The following is a 16,624-nucleotide window of genomic DNA, read 5'->3' as shown; positions in this document are numbered from 1 at the left end:
CCGCATTAGATCAAGAAGTAGAGAAAAATACGTCCGTAAAAGATGCTATACTTTCTATTGCTTCATAACAGTGCTAAGGTGAAACTTTAAGGAACTTTAAGGGCTTTCTTTTGTGCAAAACTATAGATACTATATTTCATAAGGAATTCTAACCACAACCCATGGGGCCAGGAACAAAATCTTTTTCAGAACTTTCAAAAGAAAGGGCCTCCTATGGAAGCCCTTCAAACTGGAGACAAAGTAACAGAGTGCTCGGGAACCCTTGAGATTCTATAAAGATTCCTTGTTTCCGGCTGCCGCCTCTTGCTGTGATGCTCCTTCCTCAGGAATAATTTCAAGCTTTCCTAACCTTTCCGGAGTGGGAACTCCCTTTTCATCCCAACCCCTTAAGGCATAATATTGGGGAAGAAGCTCCGACAAGCGATGGACGCTACCCTTTGACGGGCCTTCCGGAATCGCCTCATGAAGCAGGCGCTTCGGCAGGGTATCCTGAGAACCGTCAATGCCTGCCTGCAGATTAAATAATCTTTCTATATTCCAGATTCTTTCGCCTGTTTCTAAAATTGTCTCTGGGGTAAAATCTGTACCAACTGCGGCATTGAGCAGGTCGCTGTAGTCCTGGGCATTCATGGCAAAGGAAGTGAATAGGCACAGACCGGCGGAATCAATGACAGCCGTTAAATCTTGGAATGTCTTTGCCCATTGGGCTTTGCCTTCCAGAGAAAAGCGGTCTAATTTTTCAGGCAGACCTAATATTTCCGGAGAGATTAAATACCCTCTTACATGGCAACCACCCCTGTTGGAAGTAGCATACTGCAGGCCATGGCCTTGAATTCCCCTGGGGTCATAGGCAGGAAGTTCCTGCTTCTTTACGGTCATGGAATATTCCGGAACACCGTACATTTCGGACAACCGATAGGAGCCTTCGGCTAGTTTATCTCCCAGACCTTCCCGCAAACCCATACGTTTGGTCCATGCAATGATGGCGTCGGCATCGCCGAACTGAAGGGATACACCGTCCAATTCTTCTTCTTGAATCAACCCCTTCTCATACAGCTCCATGGCGGCAGCAATGGTAGCACCTGCCGATATGGTATCCAGGCCCATCTGATTGCACCAGTAGTTGGCTTTGATGATGGCGCCGAGATCGGATACGCCGCAATCGGAACCAAAGGCCCAGATGGTCTCATATTCAGGACCTCCCCCTTCAATATCATCTACCTTGCAGTAGCGGCCACAGGCAATAGGACATCGGTAGCAGGGATCCTTTTTGATCAGATATTTTTCTGCAAGGGTTTCACCGCTGATTTCTTCAGCTTTGTCAAAATAAGCGGTTTGAAAATTATTTGTAGGAAATACACCGTTTTCATTGATAATGTTTACAAGAACTGCTGTGCCATAGGCGGGAAGCCCTTGGCCGGTGACACCGTTTTCACGGATCTTCCGGTTGCAGAGGGAGACGATTTCCTTGAACCGCTCAGGCAGGGACAGCTCAACTTTTTTTGTTCCCTTCACCACAATTGCCTTTAAATTTTTTGAACCCATCACGGCACCTACACCGGAACGGCCGGCAGCACGGTCATAATCATTCATAATGGAGGCAATTTTTGACAACCTTTCACCGGCAGGGCCGATGGTAAGGATTTTTGCCTTCTCTGCACATTCCTGTTCAAGGATTTCTGTGGTTTCCGATACCAGCTTGCCCCAAAGGTGAGAAGCATTCCTAATCTCGATGCGGTCATCCTCGATACTGATGTACACAGGAGAATCGGCTTTGTCTTCTACGATAATCATGTCAAGTCCGCAGAATTTCAACTCTGCTCCCCAGTATCCGCCGGAGTTGGAACAGGCTACCGTGCCGGTCAGGGGAGATTTTGTCACCACCATATACCTTCCCCCTGTGGGTGCAGGTGTTCCCGTTAAGGGACCCGTGATAAAAATCAATTTGTTTTCCGGACTCAGCGGGTCTACTTCCGGATGAATTTCTTCCGATAGAATTTTTGTACCCAAACCTCTGCCGCCGATGTATTTTGTAGCTTTTTCCACGTCCAGAGGCTCTATCCTCCACTGTTTCTCCTTTAAATTGATTCTTAAAATCTTTCCTGCATAGCCAAACATAAACATCCCCCTTTATTATTTTATAAATTTTCTGACAACAACCTAAAGATGCAAAGATAGTGCCAAAGAAAAAATCCCTGCGGGAGCAGGGATGGTAAAAGAAAATGTACTAAAATGGAACATACATCGAAAAAGAGGATTGTTCCAAATCAGAACATTGTTCAAAAATAGAACAATCAATTTTATATTTATGGATTTTCCGATAAAGAGTATTTCTGCCAATGCCCAGAGCTTCCGCGGCGACGGAAATATTTCCCTTAAATTTTTTTAAGACATAGAGAATGTGCTGGTGTTCCATGTGTTCCAATTGAAGACAATCCTCCACGTCTTTCTCAGGGTGGGGCTGGAAGCTGAGGTTTTTCTTATACAGGTCCTGGGGCAAGGATTCGGTGTTGATGATCAGTTCTACAATGTTTTCTAATTCCCGGATGTTGCCCGGCCAATCATAATCCATCAAATGCCTCATGTATTCCGGGGGGATTTTTACCGTCCGTTTGTTTAAACGCCGGGAGACGATTCCTATAAAGTATTCCATCAACAAAGGAATATCATCCTTTCGTTCCCGCAGAGGAGATAGATAGATGGGCAGGACATTGAGGCGGTAGTACAAATCTTTCCTGAAATTGCCCTTTTCCACCTCTTGACGCAGATCCCTGTTGGTAGCGGCAATAATCCTTACGTTTACGGGAATTTGTTTTGTGCTGCCAATTCTGGTGATGACACCCTCCTCGATTACTCGCAATAAATTGGGCTGCATTTCCAAAGGCATTTCACCGATCTCATCCAAGAAAATGGTGCCGCCGTCGGCAACTTCAAATTTTCCAGGGTTTCCACCCCGTTTGGCACCGGTAAAAGCGCCTTCTTCATATCCGAATAATTCCGATTCGATGAGGTTTCGTGGAATGGCACCACAATTGACGGCGACAAAAGGTTCGTCCCTGCGGCCGCTGTGATTGTGAATGGATTGGGCAAAGATTTCCTTTCCGGTGCCGCTTTCTCCCAAAATGAGAATAGTAGATTTGCTGTCGGCAATTTTTTTGGCATATTCTATGGTTTGGAGAAATCTTTCATTTCTTCCTATGATTTTATCAAAGGTATAGATGGCTTGACGTCCCATAATTTTATTTGCCAGCTTTCGAGCTTTTTTTACTTCTTTGAATACGCAAATGATTTCTCGAAGATTTTCTTCTCTATCGATGATAGGATAAGCACTAAGGCTGAACTGAAGCTTGTTTTTGCGGGCATTTACATAGACGTCTTCATCCAAAAAGCTTCCTTTGGCAGAGAGGGTGGATTGTACTATCTCCCATCCTTCAAACAACTCCCAGATTTTCATTCGCCATATTTCCTTTTCTCTGAAACCGAACATCTCCGCAGCATATTGATTGGCCAATTGAATGGAGCCATTCAGGTCACAGGTGAGAATCCCTGCAGGGATAGAGTCAATAATTGTTTCAATGTGTTGCTTTGCCAGCACCAGCTGGTCCGTATAGCTCTTTACTTCCAGCATTTTTTCAATGGCATTGGCAGCAGCCACTACCATCCCTAAGGTATGGGAGTGCACCAGGGCACTGTAGCCTGTCAGATCCAGGGTACCGATAATCTTTCCTTCTGGATTTCTGATGGGGGAGGCAGAGCAGGTCCAACGGTGATAGGCTTGTATAAAGTGTTCGCTTCCAGATACTTGGACAGGTATTCCTTCGGCTAGGGCAGTACCCATGGCATTGGTGCCTATATGCTGCTCGTCCATGTAGGCGCCGGGAATCATTTTTAAATCAAAGGCTTCCGACAGGATTCCCTCATCTCCAATGACACTAAGAATGCAGCCCTCCTCATCGGTCAGGATGGAAAAGAAATCGGAGCCCTTCACAAAGTTGTACAGTTGATTCATAAAGGGTTCGGCAGTGATAATCAGTTCTCGTTTTTCTTCTAATTTTTTCTGCAGTACATCGCCTGCTATCATTTTGCTGCTGAAAATTCTTGTCATGTCAATGCCCATTTGTCTACAGCGTTCATGGGACCGGCATATATAAGGTTTTTCCTTTAGGGTATCCATGGTTTTCAATAGGATCTCCTCCCTTATTGCCAGTTGCCAGATGCTAGAGGTTGGCAACTGGAAGTTATGACAGAAAATTGATTGATCCGAACAAGCAGTATTCAATTTTGGAATTGCTTCACTTTCATTATAACCCAAGGGGTAGAGAGAATGAATGAAAATTTGCCAAAAAAAATATTCGACGTTTTGGTGACGGCAGATCCATATATTTTATTTATGAGGGATACAATCCTAAAGTTTAATGGATGCCTTTATCAAAGACAATTTTTTTGTGCAGCAAATGTCTTGTTGGCAACTGCCGGTACTGGTGCCTGGCAACGGGCAACTGACGGCTAATGGCTATTCAAAAGTACAACTTTTAAAATAAATTCAATTTTAAAGTTGTAAACTATACGAAGAATGTACCTTGTGAAAATACAAGTGCAGAAGAAGGGATGGAGAATATGGATAAGAAAAACTATCTAATACCCGCAGAAATTGCGGCAGCTACCATACAAACGGGGATGAAAAAAGTAAAACTGCCATGGGTACACCAACTGTTGCTGGGAATTTTGGCAGGGGCTTTTATTGCTTTTGCGGCGGAAGGGTCCAATATGGCAGCTTTCAATTTGCTTTCGAAACCGGAAACCTACGGATTGGGGAGGGCACTGGCAGGGGCCATCTTCGGAACGGGTTTGATGTTGGTGATATTGGCGGGGGGAGAGCTTTTTACGGGGAATACTCTGATTTTTATGGGAGTTTTAGACGGCAAAGTAAAACTTAGCCAGATGTTTAAAAATTGGTTGTTTGTCTATGCAGGAAATTTTATCGGATCTGTTCTTATTGCCTATATGATAGTGCAATCGGGATTATTCAACAGCGGTGCCAACGGCTTGGGGGGCATTACCATAAAAATTGCATCCTACAAAGTGAGCCTTACCTTTGTCCAAGGATTTTATCTGGGGGTCATGTGCAACTGGTTGGTATGCCTGGCTGTCTGGCTAGCCTATGGAGCAAAGGATATAACAGGCAAGATTCTTGGCATCTTTTTTCCCATATGGTTGTTCATTACCTCCGGCTTTGAACACAGTATTGCCAATATGTATTATATCCCTGCCGGCATCATGGCAAAGGGAAATCCTCTTTGGGCTGAAGCGTCCCGTCTGGCGCCGGAAAAACTAGCCCAAGTAAACTGGGGTTCTTTCTTCTGGAACAATCTTTTCTCCGTTACCTTAGGAAATATTATCGGTGGAGCTCTTTTTGTGGGTGGTGTGTACTGGTTTGTATATATAAAGAAAAATAAGAAGGAAGCGCCGGCGGAAAAAGAAGAAGCGGCATAAATGAAGACCCCATGTCGACAAGGACATGGGAATTTTTATTTATGGGGATCGCGTATGCTATAATGGAATATAGACATAGAACGCTAAAGGATGAGTTATGTCTTTATGTGGACAGGGAGGAGCATAAAATGCTATATCAGGATACGGCGATTATATTGGCTGGGGGCAACAGCAGCAGGATGGGCTTTGACAAGCAGTTTCTTACCATCGGAAAACAAACCATCGTAGCCCTTCAGATCGAAAAATTAAAAGAGGTCTTCCGGGAAATTATTGTGGTAACCAATCAACCGGAGAAATATAAAGATTATGATTGCAAAGCTGTGGAGGATCAGTGGAAGGGCTTCGGCCCCTTGGGGGGAATCCATGGGGGGCTGGTTTCTTCGGGAAGTTTGTACAACTATGTTATTGCTTGTGATATGCCCTATATTCATTTGGATTATATCCGTTATATGAGGGAAATCATCCGGGGTTGGTCTCGAGAGAGGGACGGGTTGATTACCCGATTTGGGGAATGGCTGGAGCCCTTCAACGGCTTTTATCACAGGAAACTTATTCCAAAGATGGAGCAAAATATGCGGAAAGGCCAAAGGAAAATCCATGAGGTGCTCAAAGGGTCAGAAATTTTATATATAGAAGAAGGGATTGCAAGACAGTTTAGTCCCGGGTGGGAGATGTTTATGAATCTGAATAGGGTGGAAGACATGGAACGCTATGGAATAGGCGGAAGGTAAGAAAAAAACAGGGAGATTCATCAGAAAATTTTTAAAATATATAGTTTTCGAAACAAAAAGATGTTATAATCTTTATAACATATAGGCTGCAACTGCATAAGGGATATGTTTTTCCGAGTCATATTGTCTAACGTGCTATACCATGAGAATATGACCTATGGGCATAAGAAGAAATTCTTATACCTCCCGTGCTTGGAAAGGAAAAATCATCATTGACAAAATGCGTGAACAATCCTTTCTGGGATTGTTTTTTTATTCTGTATGCCCTGGACCTGAAATTGCCCCATGACGTTTTACGGTATGGCAACTTCCGGCAGGAATTTTGGCAACGCTGATGCCTGGAAAGGGGACACGCTTTTTGCAGAAAATCAAAGAAGGAGAATGACAATGGATCGCTACAGGAAAAAAGTATGGATTTTGGTTTTTATTTTTATGCTACCACTGCTTTTTCCGACTGCATGTGCCAAGACAGAAAAAGCCCAGGAAGGAGTACATATAGGAGAAAATCCACCGGTGATTATGGCCACCACCACCAGTACGGAGAACAGCGGACTGTTGGATGATCTGCTGTCTAAATTCAAAGAAGATACGGGAATCGAAGTGAAAGTGATTGCCGTAGGGACAGGACAGGCGTTGAAGCTAGGCGAAAACGGAGAAGCCGATGTGCTACTGGTCCATGCCAAGGCATCCGAAGAAGAATTTGTGAAGGCGGGCCACGGTCTCCAACGATTTGATGTGATGTACAATGACTTTGTGCTGATCGGACCCAAGGATGATCCGTTGAAAATAAAGGAACGGGCAGGGCAAGATATTGTCAGGGCTGTAACTATCATTGCTGTGAAGAAAGGCAAGTTTATTTCTAGGGGAGATGATTCCGGTACCCATCAGGCAGAGCTGAAATATTGGGAAATGGCAGGTATCGCACCCCAAGGGAATTGGTATATTTCAGCGGGGAAAGGAATGGGAGAAACTATTCTCATAGCCAATGAAATGCTGGGATATACCTTATCCGATAGGGCTACTTACCTTTCTATGAGGGATAAAATAGACCTGCAGATTGTCGTGGAGGGGGACAGCAAGCTCTATAATCAATATGGCATCATTGCTGTCAATCCTGATAAGAATGATCGAATCAATCATGAGGGGGCCCAACAATTGATCCGATGGATTCTTTCCGAAAAAGGACAGAAGCTTATCGGTGCATTTGGCAAAGATAGCTATGGGCAATCCTTATTTATACCTAATGCTGAATAGCAAGGAGGAATGACTGTGAGAGAAATACTGGAAGGATGCAAACAGGCCATCATACTGCTTCTGTCTTTTGATCAGGAGGTATACAGCATCATCTTTTTGTCCTTGTATGTTTCTCTCATGGCTACTTTTTTTGCAACTCTCCTGGCGATACCCGTGGGTATTCTGCTGGGAATCAAAGATTTTCAATGGAAAAATATTGTGATTCGTTTTGTATATACCCTGATGAGCTTGCCGCCTGTGATTGCAGGGCTTGTGGTTTTTCTCCTGATCTCCAGGAAAGGACCCTTTGGGTTTTTAGGCTTGGTCTATACCCCTACTGCCATGATCATTGCCCAGACCTGTCTGGTCATACCCATCATTACGGGTATTGTTTACAATGGGACCAAGGAAAAAGGGAAAACGGTACAGATTCTTGCCAAAACCCTCGGTGCAGATTCTCGGCATACCCTTCTCCTGCTCATGAAAGAATTGCGGATCGATATATTGACAGGGATTGTAACGGGATATGGACGGGCTGTATCGGAGGTGGGGGCAGTGATGATCGTAGGAGGAAATATCAAAGGCCATACCAGGGTCATGACCACAACCATTACTATGCTCCAGAGCATGGGAAATTATGAGATGGCCATTGCCCTGGGTATGGTACTTTTGGGAATATCCTTTACGGTAAACACCATCCTATACTATTATCAACGGGGAGAATAAACATGGAGATTGTCATCAGCAACTTGGTGAAAAACTACGGGCAGCACAGGGTCTTGGAGATAGAGGAATTGAAGATTGCAAGGGGTTCTTTCTGTGGAATCATGGGGCCCAACGGAGCCGGGAAAAGTACATTGGTCAAGATTTTAGGCGGTCTTGATGGAGTCACTTCGGGAAAAATCTATTATGACGGGAAGGAAAGCAGTGGAGATGTATATCAAAATATGACAGTAGTTTTTCAAAAGCCTTATTTGCTGCGGGATACCGTATTTTATAACATAGCCTATCCTTTGATGCTGCGGAAGGTGGCAAAAAAAGAAATTGAAACAAGGGTCCGGCAGCTTGCAGAAGAAATGGCAATGGAAGACTTGCTCTATCGCAAAGCTTGGACTTTGTCGGGAGGAGAGGCCCAAAAGGTTGCTTTGGCCAGGGCATTGGTATTCAAACCTGCCTTGCTTCTTTTGGATGAGCCCACTGCCAATATTGATCCGGCTTCCATGGTTGTGATGGAATCCATGATAAAACAGGCAAACGCAAAAGAAGGTACGACCATCCTTTTGGTTACCCATCATATTCATCAGGCCAAGAGATTGTGCGGAGATATTGTGTTTATGGATAAAGGAAAGGTAGAGGAGTTTGGGGAAATGAGGGAAGTCATTTTTTCTCCCCGAAATATAAAGACCAAGTGGTTTATGGAAGGAGAAATTATCATTTAGGAAGGGGATTGGGCATGGAATTGCTGAAAGTGGATACAGTGGAAGAAGCTAGGGCAAAGATGGATGTTTTTTTTCAGGATGTGGTTTTAGCATATGAGAAAATTGCCGTTGAAGAAGGGCTGGGCAGAGTATTATACGAGGATGTCTATGCTCCCGTAGACTTGCCGGAATTCCATCGGTCTACTGTGGACGGGTATGCCGTGGCAGCCAAGGATACTTTTGGTGCCGGTGAAGGATTGCCTGCATTTTTGCAGGTTATCGGCAGGGTAGAAATGGGGGAAGGCACTAATCTGAAGATAAGAAGCGGAGAGGCAGTCTATGTGCCTACGGGGGGGATGATACCGGAGGGAGCAGATGGGGTGGTGATGGTGGAATATGCAGAATCTCTGGATGAAGGAACCATCGCCGTTTATCAGTCGGTTGCCCCCGGAGAGGGAATGATCCTGAAGGGGGAAGACATCAGGGCAGGGGAGCTGCTTTTCTCCAAAGGAAGAAGGTTAAAGTCCCAAGATATTGGAGCCCTTGCCGCTTTAGGGATAAGGTATGTGAAAGTATTTGAAAAACCTAAAATATCGATTATCTCTACAGGAGATGAAATTGTCGATCCTTTTTCCTACATAAAATTTGGACAGATACGGGATATTAACACCTATGCCCTGTGGGCCATGGCGAAGGAATTGGGGGCGATCGTGACCTATAGGGCTGTCATTAAGGATGATGATGAGCTGCTGCGGCGTGCTGCGGTAGAAGCCCTGGAAAACAGTCATATTTTGGTTATCTCTGGGGGAAGCTCCGTGGGGGCAAAGGATGCCACGGCAAGAGTCATCCATTCTCTGGGGGAGCCTGGTGTTTTTGTCCATGGGGTTGCCATGAAACCCGGAAAGCCTACGATTATAGGAAAGGCAAAAAACAAGGCTGTCTTCGGGCTTCCCGGCCATCCCGTTTCAGCAATCATCGTATTTCAGATTTTTACCGCCTATCTTTTGGAAAAAATGCAATCCTTGGATGGACAGAAAAAGTTGGAAATCTACGCCAAAGCCGATGCAAACATCCATGCTTCGCCGGGAAAAGAAACTTATCAGATGGTGGTGGTGGAAGAGGTCCATGGAGAATATTTGGCAAGACCCGTACATGGAAAATCGGGAGCTATCACCCTTCTGACAAAATCCCATGGATACATTCGAATTGAAACCAACAAAGAGGGAATTCAAAAAGGGGAGAAGGTAAAGGTGATACTATTTTAGTATAGGGGGAGAAGCGATTTGAGAAAGAGAGAGCGAAACCTATATCTTTCCAATGTGGCTGTAGAGGAAGCCTTGGGAATATATTTTCGTCAATTGGAAGGAATTCTTCAAAACCTTCCTGTAGAAAAGGTACAAGTCATAGAAGCCTTGGGAAGGGTGACGGCATATCCGGTCTTTGCAAAGCTTTCATCGCCCAATCATAATGCTGCTGCCATGGATGGGATTGCTGTAAGGGCAAAAGTAACCTTTGGGGCATCAGAAGCAAATCCTAAACGGTTGAAAAGGAATCTGGATTTTATCTATGTGGATACGGGAGATCCCATCAAGGAGCCCTATGACGCAGTCATTATGATTGAGGATGTAGTAGAGATCGATGAAGAGACCGTTGAAATTATAAAAGCAGCTTCCCCGTGGCAGGATATTCGTCCCATTGGGGAGGACATTGTGGCCCATGAGATGATCGTACCGGCCCGCCATACCCTCCGACCCGTAGACATTGGGGCCCTGTTGAGCGGGGGCATTACGGAAATCGAAGTTTATAAAAAGCCCAGGGTAGGCATTATGCCTACGGGTTCGGAAATCATCGAACCCGGCGAAAAAATGGAAGAGGGAAAAATAATCGAGTCCAATTCTAGAGTTTTCGAAGGCCTAGTGAAGGAATACGGAGGAGAACCCAATCGATACTCGCCCGTGGACGATGATTATGATTTGTTGCAGGAAAGGCTCACGGCTGCTGTGGAAGAAAACGATATAATCATTATCAATGCGGGATCTTCCTCGGGAACAGAGGACTATACGGTCAAGCTGATACGGGAGATGGGGGAAGTATTGATCCATGGGATTGCCGTACGGCCGGGAAAGCCTGCAATTCTTGGCATCATCAAGGAAAAACCCGTCATAGGGATACCGGGATATCCCGTATCGGCCTATTTTGTATTTGAAACCTTTGCAAAGCCGTTGATTCGAAAATATGTGGGGCAGGAAATTCCACCACGCCCCAAAATAGAAGCCGTTGTTTCCAAAAGAATTGTATCTTCCCTAAAACACAAAGAGTATGTCCGCGTGAAATTGGGGATGGTGGGAAATAAATTGATTGCTACCCCGCTGAACCGAGGGGCGGGGGCCACCATGTCCCTGGTGAGGGCCGACGGAGTTCTCATCATTCCCCAAAACAGCGAGGGCGTTGAAGCAGGGGAGCGTGTTTCCGTTGAGCTGCTGAAGGATATGGAAGAGATCCGCAACACCATTGTCTCCATCGGAAGTCATGATTTGATCTTGGATATCATCGGAAATTTGATGCATCGGCAGCCTGGCAATTATCATCTTTCTTCCGCCCATGCGGGCAGTTTGGGGGGGATTATGGCCTTAAAAAGGGGAGAAGCCCATATGGCCCCTGTCCATTTGTTGGATGAGATGACGGGAGAATACAACGTACCTTTTCTCAGGAGATATTTGCCGGATATGGAAGTGGCCCTCATCAAAGGAGTCAAGCGGATCCAAGGCTTCATCATACCCAAGGGCAATCCGAAAAACATCAAGGGCTTCGAGGATCTGGTCCGGGAAGATATCCAATTCGTAAACCGGCAGAGGGGAGCGGGGACGAGAATGTTGACGGATTATGAATTGAAGAGGCGGGGTATTGATGTGGCAAGGATTTGGGGCTATGAACGGGAAATGACGACCCATATGGCAGTGGCTGCGGCCGTTGCTTCAGGGTCTGCCGATGCGGGTGTGGGCGTTCTGTCGGCGGCGAAGGCCTTGGATCTGGATTTCATTCCCATTGGTGATGAGGATTATGATTTTGCCGTTCCCATGCAGTATTTAAAGGAAGAAATGATCGAGATTTTTATCAAGGTCCTTCAGTCCCAAGAATTTAAAGAAATCTTGGAGGAGATGGGAGGCTACAAGCTGGAACATACGGGTGAAATTGCTTTGGTGAGACGGGGGTGAAGGCAATGGAAGACACTTTGGGGAGAAATATCAATTATCTGCGGGTTTCCGTGACGGATCTTTGCAATTTGCGCTGCCAATATTGCATGCCGGAAGAGGGTATTGCCAAAAAGCATCACGGGGAGATCCTGTCTTTGGAGGAAATATTCCAGGTCGTGAAGACGGCGGCGGATTTGGGCATCCATAAGGTGAGGATTACCGGCGGCGAGCCCTTGGTGAGGAAAGGAATTCTAGAACTCATTGAAAATATTGCAAACTTGCAAAAAATCAAGGATTTGGCCATGACCACCAATGGGATTCTACTGAGACAGTATGCTTCCGACCTAAAGGCAGCAGGACTGAAAAGGGTCAATATCAGCTTGGATACCTTAAGGGAGGAAAGATATAAAAATATTACCCGGGGAGGCAAGTTCAAGGCCGTATGGGAAGGCATTGAGGCAGCCCGAAAAGCAGGCTTGTGCCCTATAAAAATCAATGTGGTGCTAATCGGAGACTTTAATGATGATGAAATAGAAGATTTTGCAAAGCTTACTTTAGAAGAGTCCATGGAAGTCCGCTTCATTGAGCTGATGCCCATTGGCCAAGCTGCTGCTTGGGCCAAAAACCGATTTATTTCCAATCATACGGCCAAAGAAAGAATAAAAGGACTCATTCCTGTCTATGACGGGGACAGAAGCAGTCCTGCCAAGTACTACCAACTGCCCGGAGGAAAGGGGAAAATTGGTTTTATTAATCCCATCAGCAATCATTTTTGCAAGCATTGCAATCGTATTCGCCTGACGGCGGACGGGCGGCTGAAACCTTGTTTGCACTGGGACCAGGAGATGGATGTGAAGGCCGCCTTGCGGGCGGGGGTGGAGGATTTAGGAGAAATCATCCAGAAGACTATTCTGGCAAAGCCCCTTCAGCATACCCTGAATCGGTCGGATCATGCGCCTGTGGAGAGAGATATGTATCGTATAGGAGGTTAGTATGGAATTTACACATATAGATGAAAGAGGCCGCGCCAAAATGGTGGATGTGGGCAGTAAGGAAGATACACTGCGGATAGCTGTCGCCAGGGCTTCCGTTCAGATGGAGCCAAAGACCTTGGCCATGGTGGCGGAGAGAAAAATGAAGAAGGGAGATGTTTTGGCTGTGGCCCAGGTTGCAGGTATTATGGGGGCAAAAAAAACCAGTGAGCTGATTCCCATGTGCCATAACATATTCTTGACAGGAGTGGATATGGATTTTGAAATAGATGAAAAAAATGCCTGTATCCATATAGAAGCTTCCGTGAAAACCATAGGAAAAACGGGGGTAGAGATGGAGGCCTTGCATGCCGTATCCGTTGCCGCTCTGACAATTTACGATATGTGCAAGGCTGTGGACAAAAATATGGTCATTTCGGATATTAGGCTGGTCAAAAAGATTGGAGGCAAATCGGGTACCTATCTAAGGGAGGGTGAATGCATTGAAGGGTAAGGTTGTAGCCATCAACATCAGTGAAAGGAAGGGTGTTCCCAAAAAGACCATTGTCCAAGGGATGTTTAGAACAGACCATGGGTTAGAGGGGGATGCCCATGCCGGAAACTGGCATAGACAGGTAAGTCTTTTAGGGATCGAGAGTATTGAAAAAATGAAGGCCATCGGCATAGAAGGACTTTGTACGGGAAAGTTTGCGGAGAATATTACCACGGAAGGAATTGCTCTTTGGCAGCTGCCCGTGGGGACAAAATTAAAAATCGGAGAGACCATCCAAGAAGTAACCCAGATTGGAAAGGAATGTCATACAAAATGTGCCATATTCCATCAGGTAGGCAACTGTGTCATGCCCACGGAAGGTATTTTTACAAAGGTTTTGAAGGACGGCATTGTCAAGATGGGGGATGAAATCTTGGTGTTGGAAGAAGAAAAAGTCCTTTAGGAAATCCCCTAAGGGGCTTTTCGTTTTCACGGCGAACCCTTAAGATTTGGCTTCATGGTCAGATCTGCACCGCTTGTCCAAATAATAAAAAGAGGTGATTTGATTTTCAATAACTCCATGGGCAGGAGATGATGAAAAATTGAGAAAAGTTCGAAAAAATATATTTCAAAAATTGAAAAAACAGGATATAATCAATGTAATATGACAAGCATATCATTGTAAAGTTCCATGGATCGAAAGATTATATTTTTTGAGAGCAACTGCCGGTGGCCATGGGGCTGCCGATGATGATCACTATATTATACCGGGAGGGGTATCGATGGCAAAAAAGAAAACGATTTTCGACTTAACCGAAATGAAAAAAAAGGGAGAAAAGGCAACTTGGATTACAGCCTATGATTTTCCAATGGCGTCTTTTGCAGAGCAGGCAGGATTGGATATGATTTTGGTGGGAGATTCATTGGGGATGGTTGTATTAGGCTATCAAGGGACAGTACCTGTGACCATGGATGATTGCATAGCCCATTGTCAAGCAGTACGCAGGGGGGCTCCCAATACATTTGTCATTGGGGATATGCCTTTTGGCTCCTATCAGGTATCCGACGAAGAAGCCGTTAGGAATGCATGCAGATTCCTGAAGGAGGCCGATATGGATGCAGTCAAGCTGGAGGGAGGAAGGCGGGTTATCACCAGAATCAAAGCAATCAGTGATGCAGGCATCGTTGTCATAGGCCATATTGGATTAACGCCCCAGAGCTCGGGACAATTGGGCGGATTCAAAGCCCAGGGAAGAGACGTAAAAAGTGCAAGGGAGCTTATTCTGGATGCCATCGCCATTGAGGAGGCCGGGGCAAGGGCATTGCTCCTTGAGGCTGTGCCGCCGGAGTTGACGGAATTCATAGCAAAGAAACTCACGATACCGGTATATTCAATAGGGGCAGGACTCCCCTGCGACGGACAATTGATCATATGCGGGGATATGTTGGGCATGTTCCAGGCCTTTACACCGAAATTTGTCAAGAAATATGCAAATGTAGCGGAAATCATTATCAATGCTTTTAAGGAATATGTGGATGATGTCAAAAATATGAGATTCCCGGAAGAGAAGCATGTATATCGTGCCATTGACAGCAAGGAGGCTTTCGAAGCCCTATTCAAGGAATTTGAATAACAAGCCGCGGGTACCGATGGAATATCCCAAGAAGGAAAAAAGATTCCCATCATCTAGGAGGTAAGAATAATGTTAAAAGACCGTCTAGCATTGAATGTTTCTGCAGTAGAGGAATTGAATAAGTTTTTCCAAAGTAATGAAAATGAAATGGTGAATGAGGTTCTTAGGGTTGTTGAAAAGTATGGAACACCGGAAGAAATAAACCATATGGCAAGGGAAGCGAAAAAGTTGCCCAATCTTCTGGCAAGGCTTAAGAATATGGATTCGCCCTATCTAAAGGATTTAGAATGGCTGACAGTGATGAGGGACAAAGGTGCTTTCGTAAGCATTTCTGAATATAGACGAAATGTCCTCGGGCCAAAGGCAGATGCCATGGGATTCAATGATGGGAAGGCTGTAACCCTTGAGATCAGTGCCCTTCAGTATTTTCCATGGTTGATTGAAGAAGCCAAGCAGGCCATCGACAAAAAAGAAATAATGCCGGGCAGATATATTCGAGTAAGAAAAATGAAGGAACAAGAGTCTGACAATGGTGATATTCTTGCAGTGGCAGCGGCAATGCAAATCATAGGAGCAAGCTATGTGGAGACGCTGGAGACAAAAGGAACGGACGGTTCAAACGTACATCTGGGAGGGCCCGATACAATTACAGGATATTTTGGGGGCATAGGACAACCCAATGAGCATGTATTGATGTGGGCCGATGAGCTCCTGTATTATTACACAAATTATGGAATCAATGAGGTGCTGAACATCAACCCTGGAACAGTACTGGTGGGGTATATGCTGTATCGCTTGGGAATCGATATAAAATTCAAAATCTCAGTATTCATGGGCAACGACAATCCGTATTCGGTGTTATGGACCATGTTAATGGCAAGGCTTTTTGCTAGGGAGGATGGTACAACGCCATTAATCGGTTTTAATTTATCGAATTCCGTTGATAACAAAACCATTGAATGGAGTGCCAAGGCGAGAACTGCCTTTGGTTTTGAGAACAATATACGGATAGAGCATCATATCACGGAATGCTACAGGCATATCGTCCGACAGCCCTATAACAGAAGAAATGAACTGATTGAAATTGCAGCAAAAGTACCCAATATCTCTGCGAAGCATGAGGGAGGGGACCCGACGGATGAGGTAACCCAGGAGCATACTTCTACGATTTTGGATTACTTTAGAGATAAAAGTGAAATAGAAGCCTCCGGTGACATGGGACACCTTCTTGGCAATTATCTGTATAAGCATGCTGCGGTAAACAAAACAGCCAAAGCCCTCACAGAAAACGGACTTTCTTTTATAGGCGCCAAAAAGCTTCATAGAAGGTAAGCGTCAAAAAATATAATTTGTGCTTTTGCCATAGTGGATTGCCAAAATGATACGGTCATGATCATAAAACCGTATCATTTTGGCAATCCCTTTTATTGTTGATAAAAAGCTCTATTTATCAAGGA

The 16,624-nt window shown here is 45.1% G+C and carries 15 protein-coding genes and 1 riboswitch; of the genes, 13 read left to right on the top strand and 2 right to left on the bottom strand.

Annotation, left to right across the window (positions count from 1 at the left end; translation table 11 throughout):
• Positions 1-270 precede the first annotated feature (270 nt).
• Positions 271-2,118, bottom strand: a complete 1,848-nt coding sequence (locus AN619_RS02175; RefSeq protein ID WP_068554654.1) for an aldehyde ferredoxin oxidoreductase family protein — start codon at positions 2,116-2,118, stop codon at positions 271-273.
• 109 nt (positions 2,119-2,227) lie between these two features.
• Complete coding sequence (locus AN619_RS02170; protein ID WP_068554660.1) at positions 2,228-4,174, bottom strand: sigma-54-dependent Fis family transcriptional regulator; 1,947 nt, start codon at positions 4,172-4,174, stop codon at positions 2,228-2,230.
• Positions 4,175-4,324: 150 nt separating this feature from the next.
• Between AN619_RS02170 and AN619_RS02165 the strand changes: the two genes are divergently transcribed.
• From AN619_RS02165 to AN619_RS02105, 13 genes are all read left to right on the top strand, one after another.
• Positions 4,325-4,510 carry a hypothetical protein gene (locus AN619_RS02165; RefSeq protein WP_068554652.1) on the top strand — a complete coding sequence of 62 codons (186 nt, stop codon included), beginning with the start codon at positions 4,325-4,327 and terminating at the stop codon, positions 4,508-4,510.
• A gap of 107 nt (positions 4,511-4,617) precedes the next feature.
• A complete protein-coding gene (locus AN619_RS02160; protein ID WP_068554650.1) occupies positions 4,618-5,493 on the top strand; it encodes a formate/nitrite transporter family protein in 876 nt (291 codons plus the stop codon).
• A 128-nt stretch (positions 5,494-5,621) separates the two neighbouring features.
• Complete coding sequence (gene mobA / locus AN619_RS02155) at positions 5,622-6,224, top strand: molybdenum cofactor guanylyltransferase (RefSeq protein WP_068554648.1); 603 nt, start codon at positions 5,622-5,624, stop codon at positions 6,222-6,224.
• A 99-nt stretch (positions 6,225-6,323) separates the two neighbouring features.
• Positions 6,324-6,443: riboswitch (molybdenum cofactor riboswitch) on the top strand.
• Positions 6,444-6,611: 168 nt separating this feature from the next.
• A complete protein-coding gene (locus tag AN619_RS02150) occupies positions 6,612-7,478 on the top strand; it encodes a substrate-binding domain-containing protein (RefSeq protein ID WP_068554646.1) in 867 nt (288 codons plus the stop codon).
• A 9-nt stretch (positions 7,479-7,487) separates the two neighbouring features.
• Entirely contained in the window at positions 7,488-8,183 is a 696-nt protein-coding gene (locus AN619_RS02145; RefSeq protein WP_068554643.1) for an ABC transporter permease, read from the top strand.
• A 2-nt stretch (positions 8,184-8,185) separates the two neighbouring features.
• Entirely contained in the window at positions 8,186-8,896 is a 711-nt protein-coding gene (locus AN619_RS02140; protein ID WP_068554642.1) for an ATP-binding cassette domain-containing protein, read from the top strand.
• A gap of 14 nt (positions 8,897-8,910) precedes the next feature.
• On the top strand, positions 8,911-10,140 hold the full coding sequence (locus AN619_RS02135; protein ID WP_068554640.1) for a molybdopterin molybdotransferase MoeA: 1,230 nt from the start codon (positions 8,911-8,913) through the stop codon (positions 10,138-10,140).
• A gap of 18 nt (positions 10,141-10,158) precedes the next feature.
• A complete protein-coding gene (locus tag AN619_RS02130) occupies positions 10,159-12,090 on the top strand; it encodes a molybdopterin biosynthesis protein (protein WP_068554638.1) in 1,932 nt (643 codons plus the stop codon).
• Positions 12,091-12,095: 5 nt separating this feature from the next.
• A complete protein-coding gene (gene moaA / locus AN619_RS02125) occupies positions 12,096-13,061 on the top strand; it encodes a GTP 3',8-cyclase MoaA (protein WP_068554636.1) in 966 nt (321 codons plus the stop codon).
• Position 13,062: 1 nt separating this feature from the next.
• Positions 13,063-13,554 carry a cyclic pyranopterin monophosphate synthase MoaC gene (gene moaC, locus AN619_RS02120; RefSeq protein ID WP_068554633.1) on the top strand — a complete coding sequence of 164 codons (492 nt, stop codon included), beginning with the start codon at positions 13,063-13,065 and terminating at the stop codon, positions 13,552-13,554.
• Entirely contained in the window at positions 13,544-13,996 is a 453-nt protein-coding gene (locus AN619_RS02115; protein WP_068554631.1) for an MOSC domain-containing protein, read from the top strand. The genes moaC and AN619_RS02115 overlap by 11 nt, the downstream gene beginning before the upstream one ends.
• Before the next feature lie 319 nt (positions 13,997-14,315).
• The gene (panB, locus tag AN619_RS02110; protein ID WP_068554629.1) at positions 14,316-15,167 is read left to right on the top strand and encodes a 3-methyl-2-oxobutanoate hydroxymethyltransferase; all 852 of its coding nucleotides are present in this window, start codon (positions 14,316-14,318) and stop codon (positions 15,165-15,167) included.
• A gap of 69 nt (positions 15,168-15,236) precedes the next feature.
• Positions 15,237-16,499 carry a hypothetical protein gene (locus AN619_RS02105; protein ID WP_068554627.1) on the top strand — a complete coding sequence of 421 codons (1,263 nt, stop codon included), beginning with the start codon at positions 15,237-15,239 and terminating at the stop codon, positions 16,497-16,499.
• The last annotated feature ends 125 nt before the right edge of the window (positions 16,500-16,624 follow it).

The organism is Thermotalea metallivorans (assembly GCF_001562415.1).
In the GTDB taxonomy this organism is placed as follows: Bacteria; Bacillota; Clostridia; order Peptostreptococcales; family Thermotaleaceae; genus Thermotalea; species Thermotalea metallivorans.
Note: the sequence above shows the minus strand (reverse complement) of the source record. Positions and strands in the feature narration are given on the sequence as shown.

Excerpts from the sequence above, each read along its gene's own strand:
- AN619_RS02175 (WP_068554654.1), bottom strand. The coding sequence starts at position 2,118 with ATGTTTGGCTATGCAGGAAAGATTTTAAGAATCAATTTAAAGGAGAAA.
- AN619_RS02170 (WP_068554660.1), bottom strand. The coding sequence starts at position 4,174 with ATGGATACCCTAAAGGAAAAACCTTATATATGCCGGTCCCATGAACGC.
- AN619_RS02165 (WP_068554652.1), top strand. The coding sequence starts at position 4,325 with ATGAATGAAAATTTGCCAAAAAAAATATTCGACGTTTTGGTGACGGCA.
- AN619_RS02160 (WP_068554650.1), top strand. The coding sequence starts at position 4,618 with ATGGATAAGAAAAACTATCTAATACCCGCAGAAATTGCGGCAGCTACC.
- mobA (WP_068554648.1), top strand. The coding sequence starts at position 5,622 with ATGCTATATCAGGATACGGCGATTATATTGGCTGGGGGCAACAGCAGC.
- AN619_RS02150 (WP_068554646.1), top strand. The coding sequence starts at position 6,612 with ATGGATCGCTACAGGAAAAAAGTATGGATTTTGGTTTTTATTTTTATG.
- AN619_RS02145 (WP_068554643.1), top strand. The coding sequence starts at position 7,488 with ATGACTGTGAGAGAAATACTGGAAGGATGCAAACAGGCCATCATACTG.
- AN619_RS02140 (WP_068554642.1), top strand. The coding sequence starts at position 8,186 with ATGGAGATTGTCATCAGCAACTTGGTGAAAAACTACGGGCAGCACAGG.
- AN619_RS02135 (WP_068554640.1), top strand. The coding sequence starts at position 8,911 with ATGGAATTGCTGAAAGTGGATACAGTGGAAGAAGCTAGGGCAAAGATG.
- moaA (WP_068554636.1), top strand. The coding sequence starts at position 12,096 with ATGGAAGACACTTTGGGGAGAAATATCAATTATCTGCGGGTTTCCGTG.
- moaC (WP_068554633.1), top strand. The coding sequence starts at position 13,063 with ATGGAATTTACACATATAGATGAAAGAGGCCGCGCCAAAATGGTGGAT.
- panB (WP_068554629.1), top strand. The coding sequence starts at position 14,316 with ATGGCAAAAAAGAAAACGATTTTCGACTTAACCGAAATGAAAAAAAAG.
- AN619_RS02105 (WP_068554627.1), top strand. The coding sequence starts at position 15,237 with ATGTTAAAAGACCGTCTAGCATTGAATGTTTCTGCAGTAGAGGAATTG.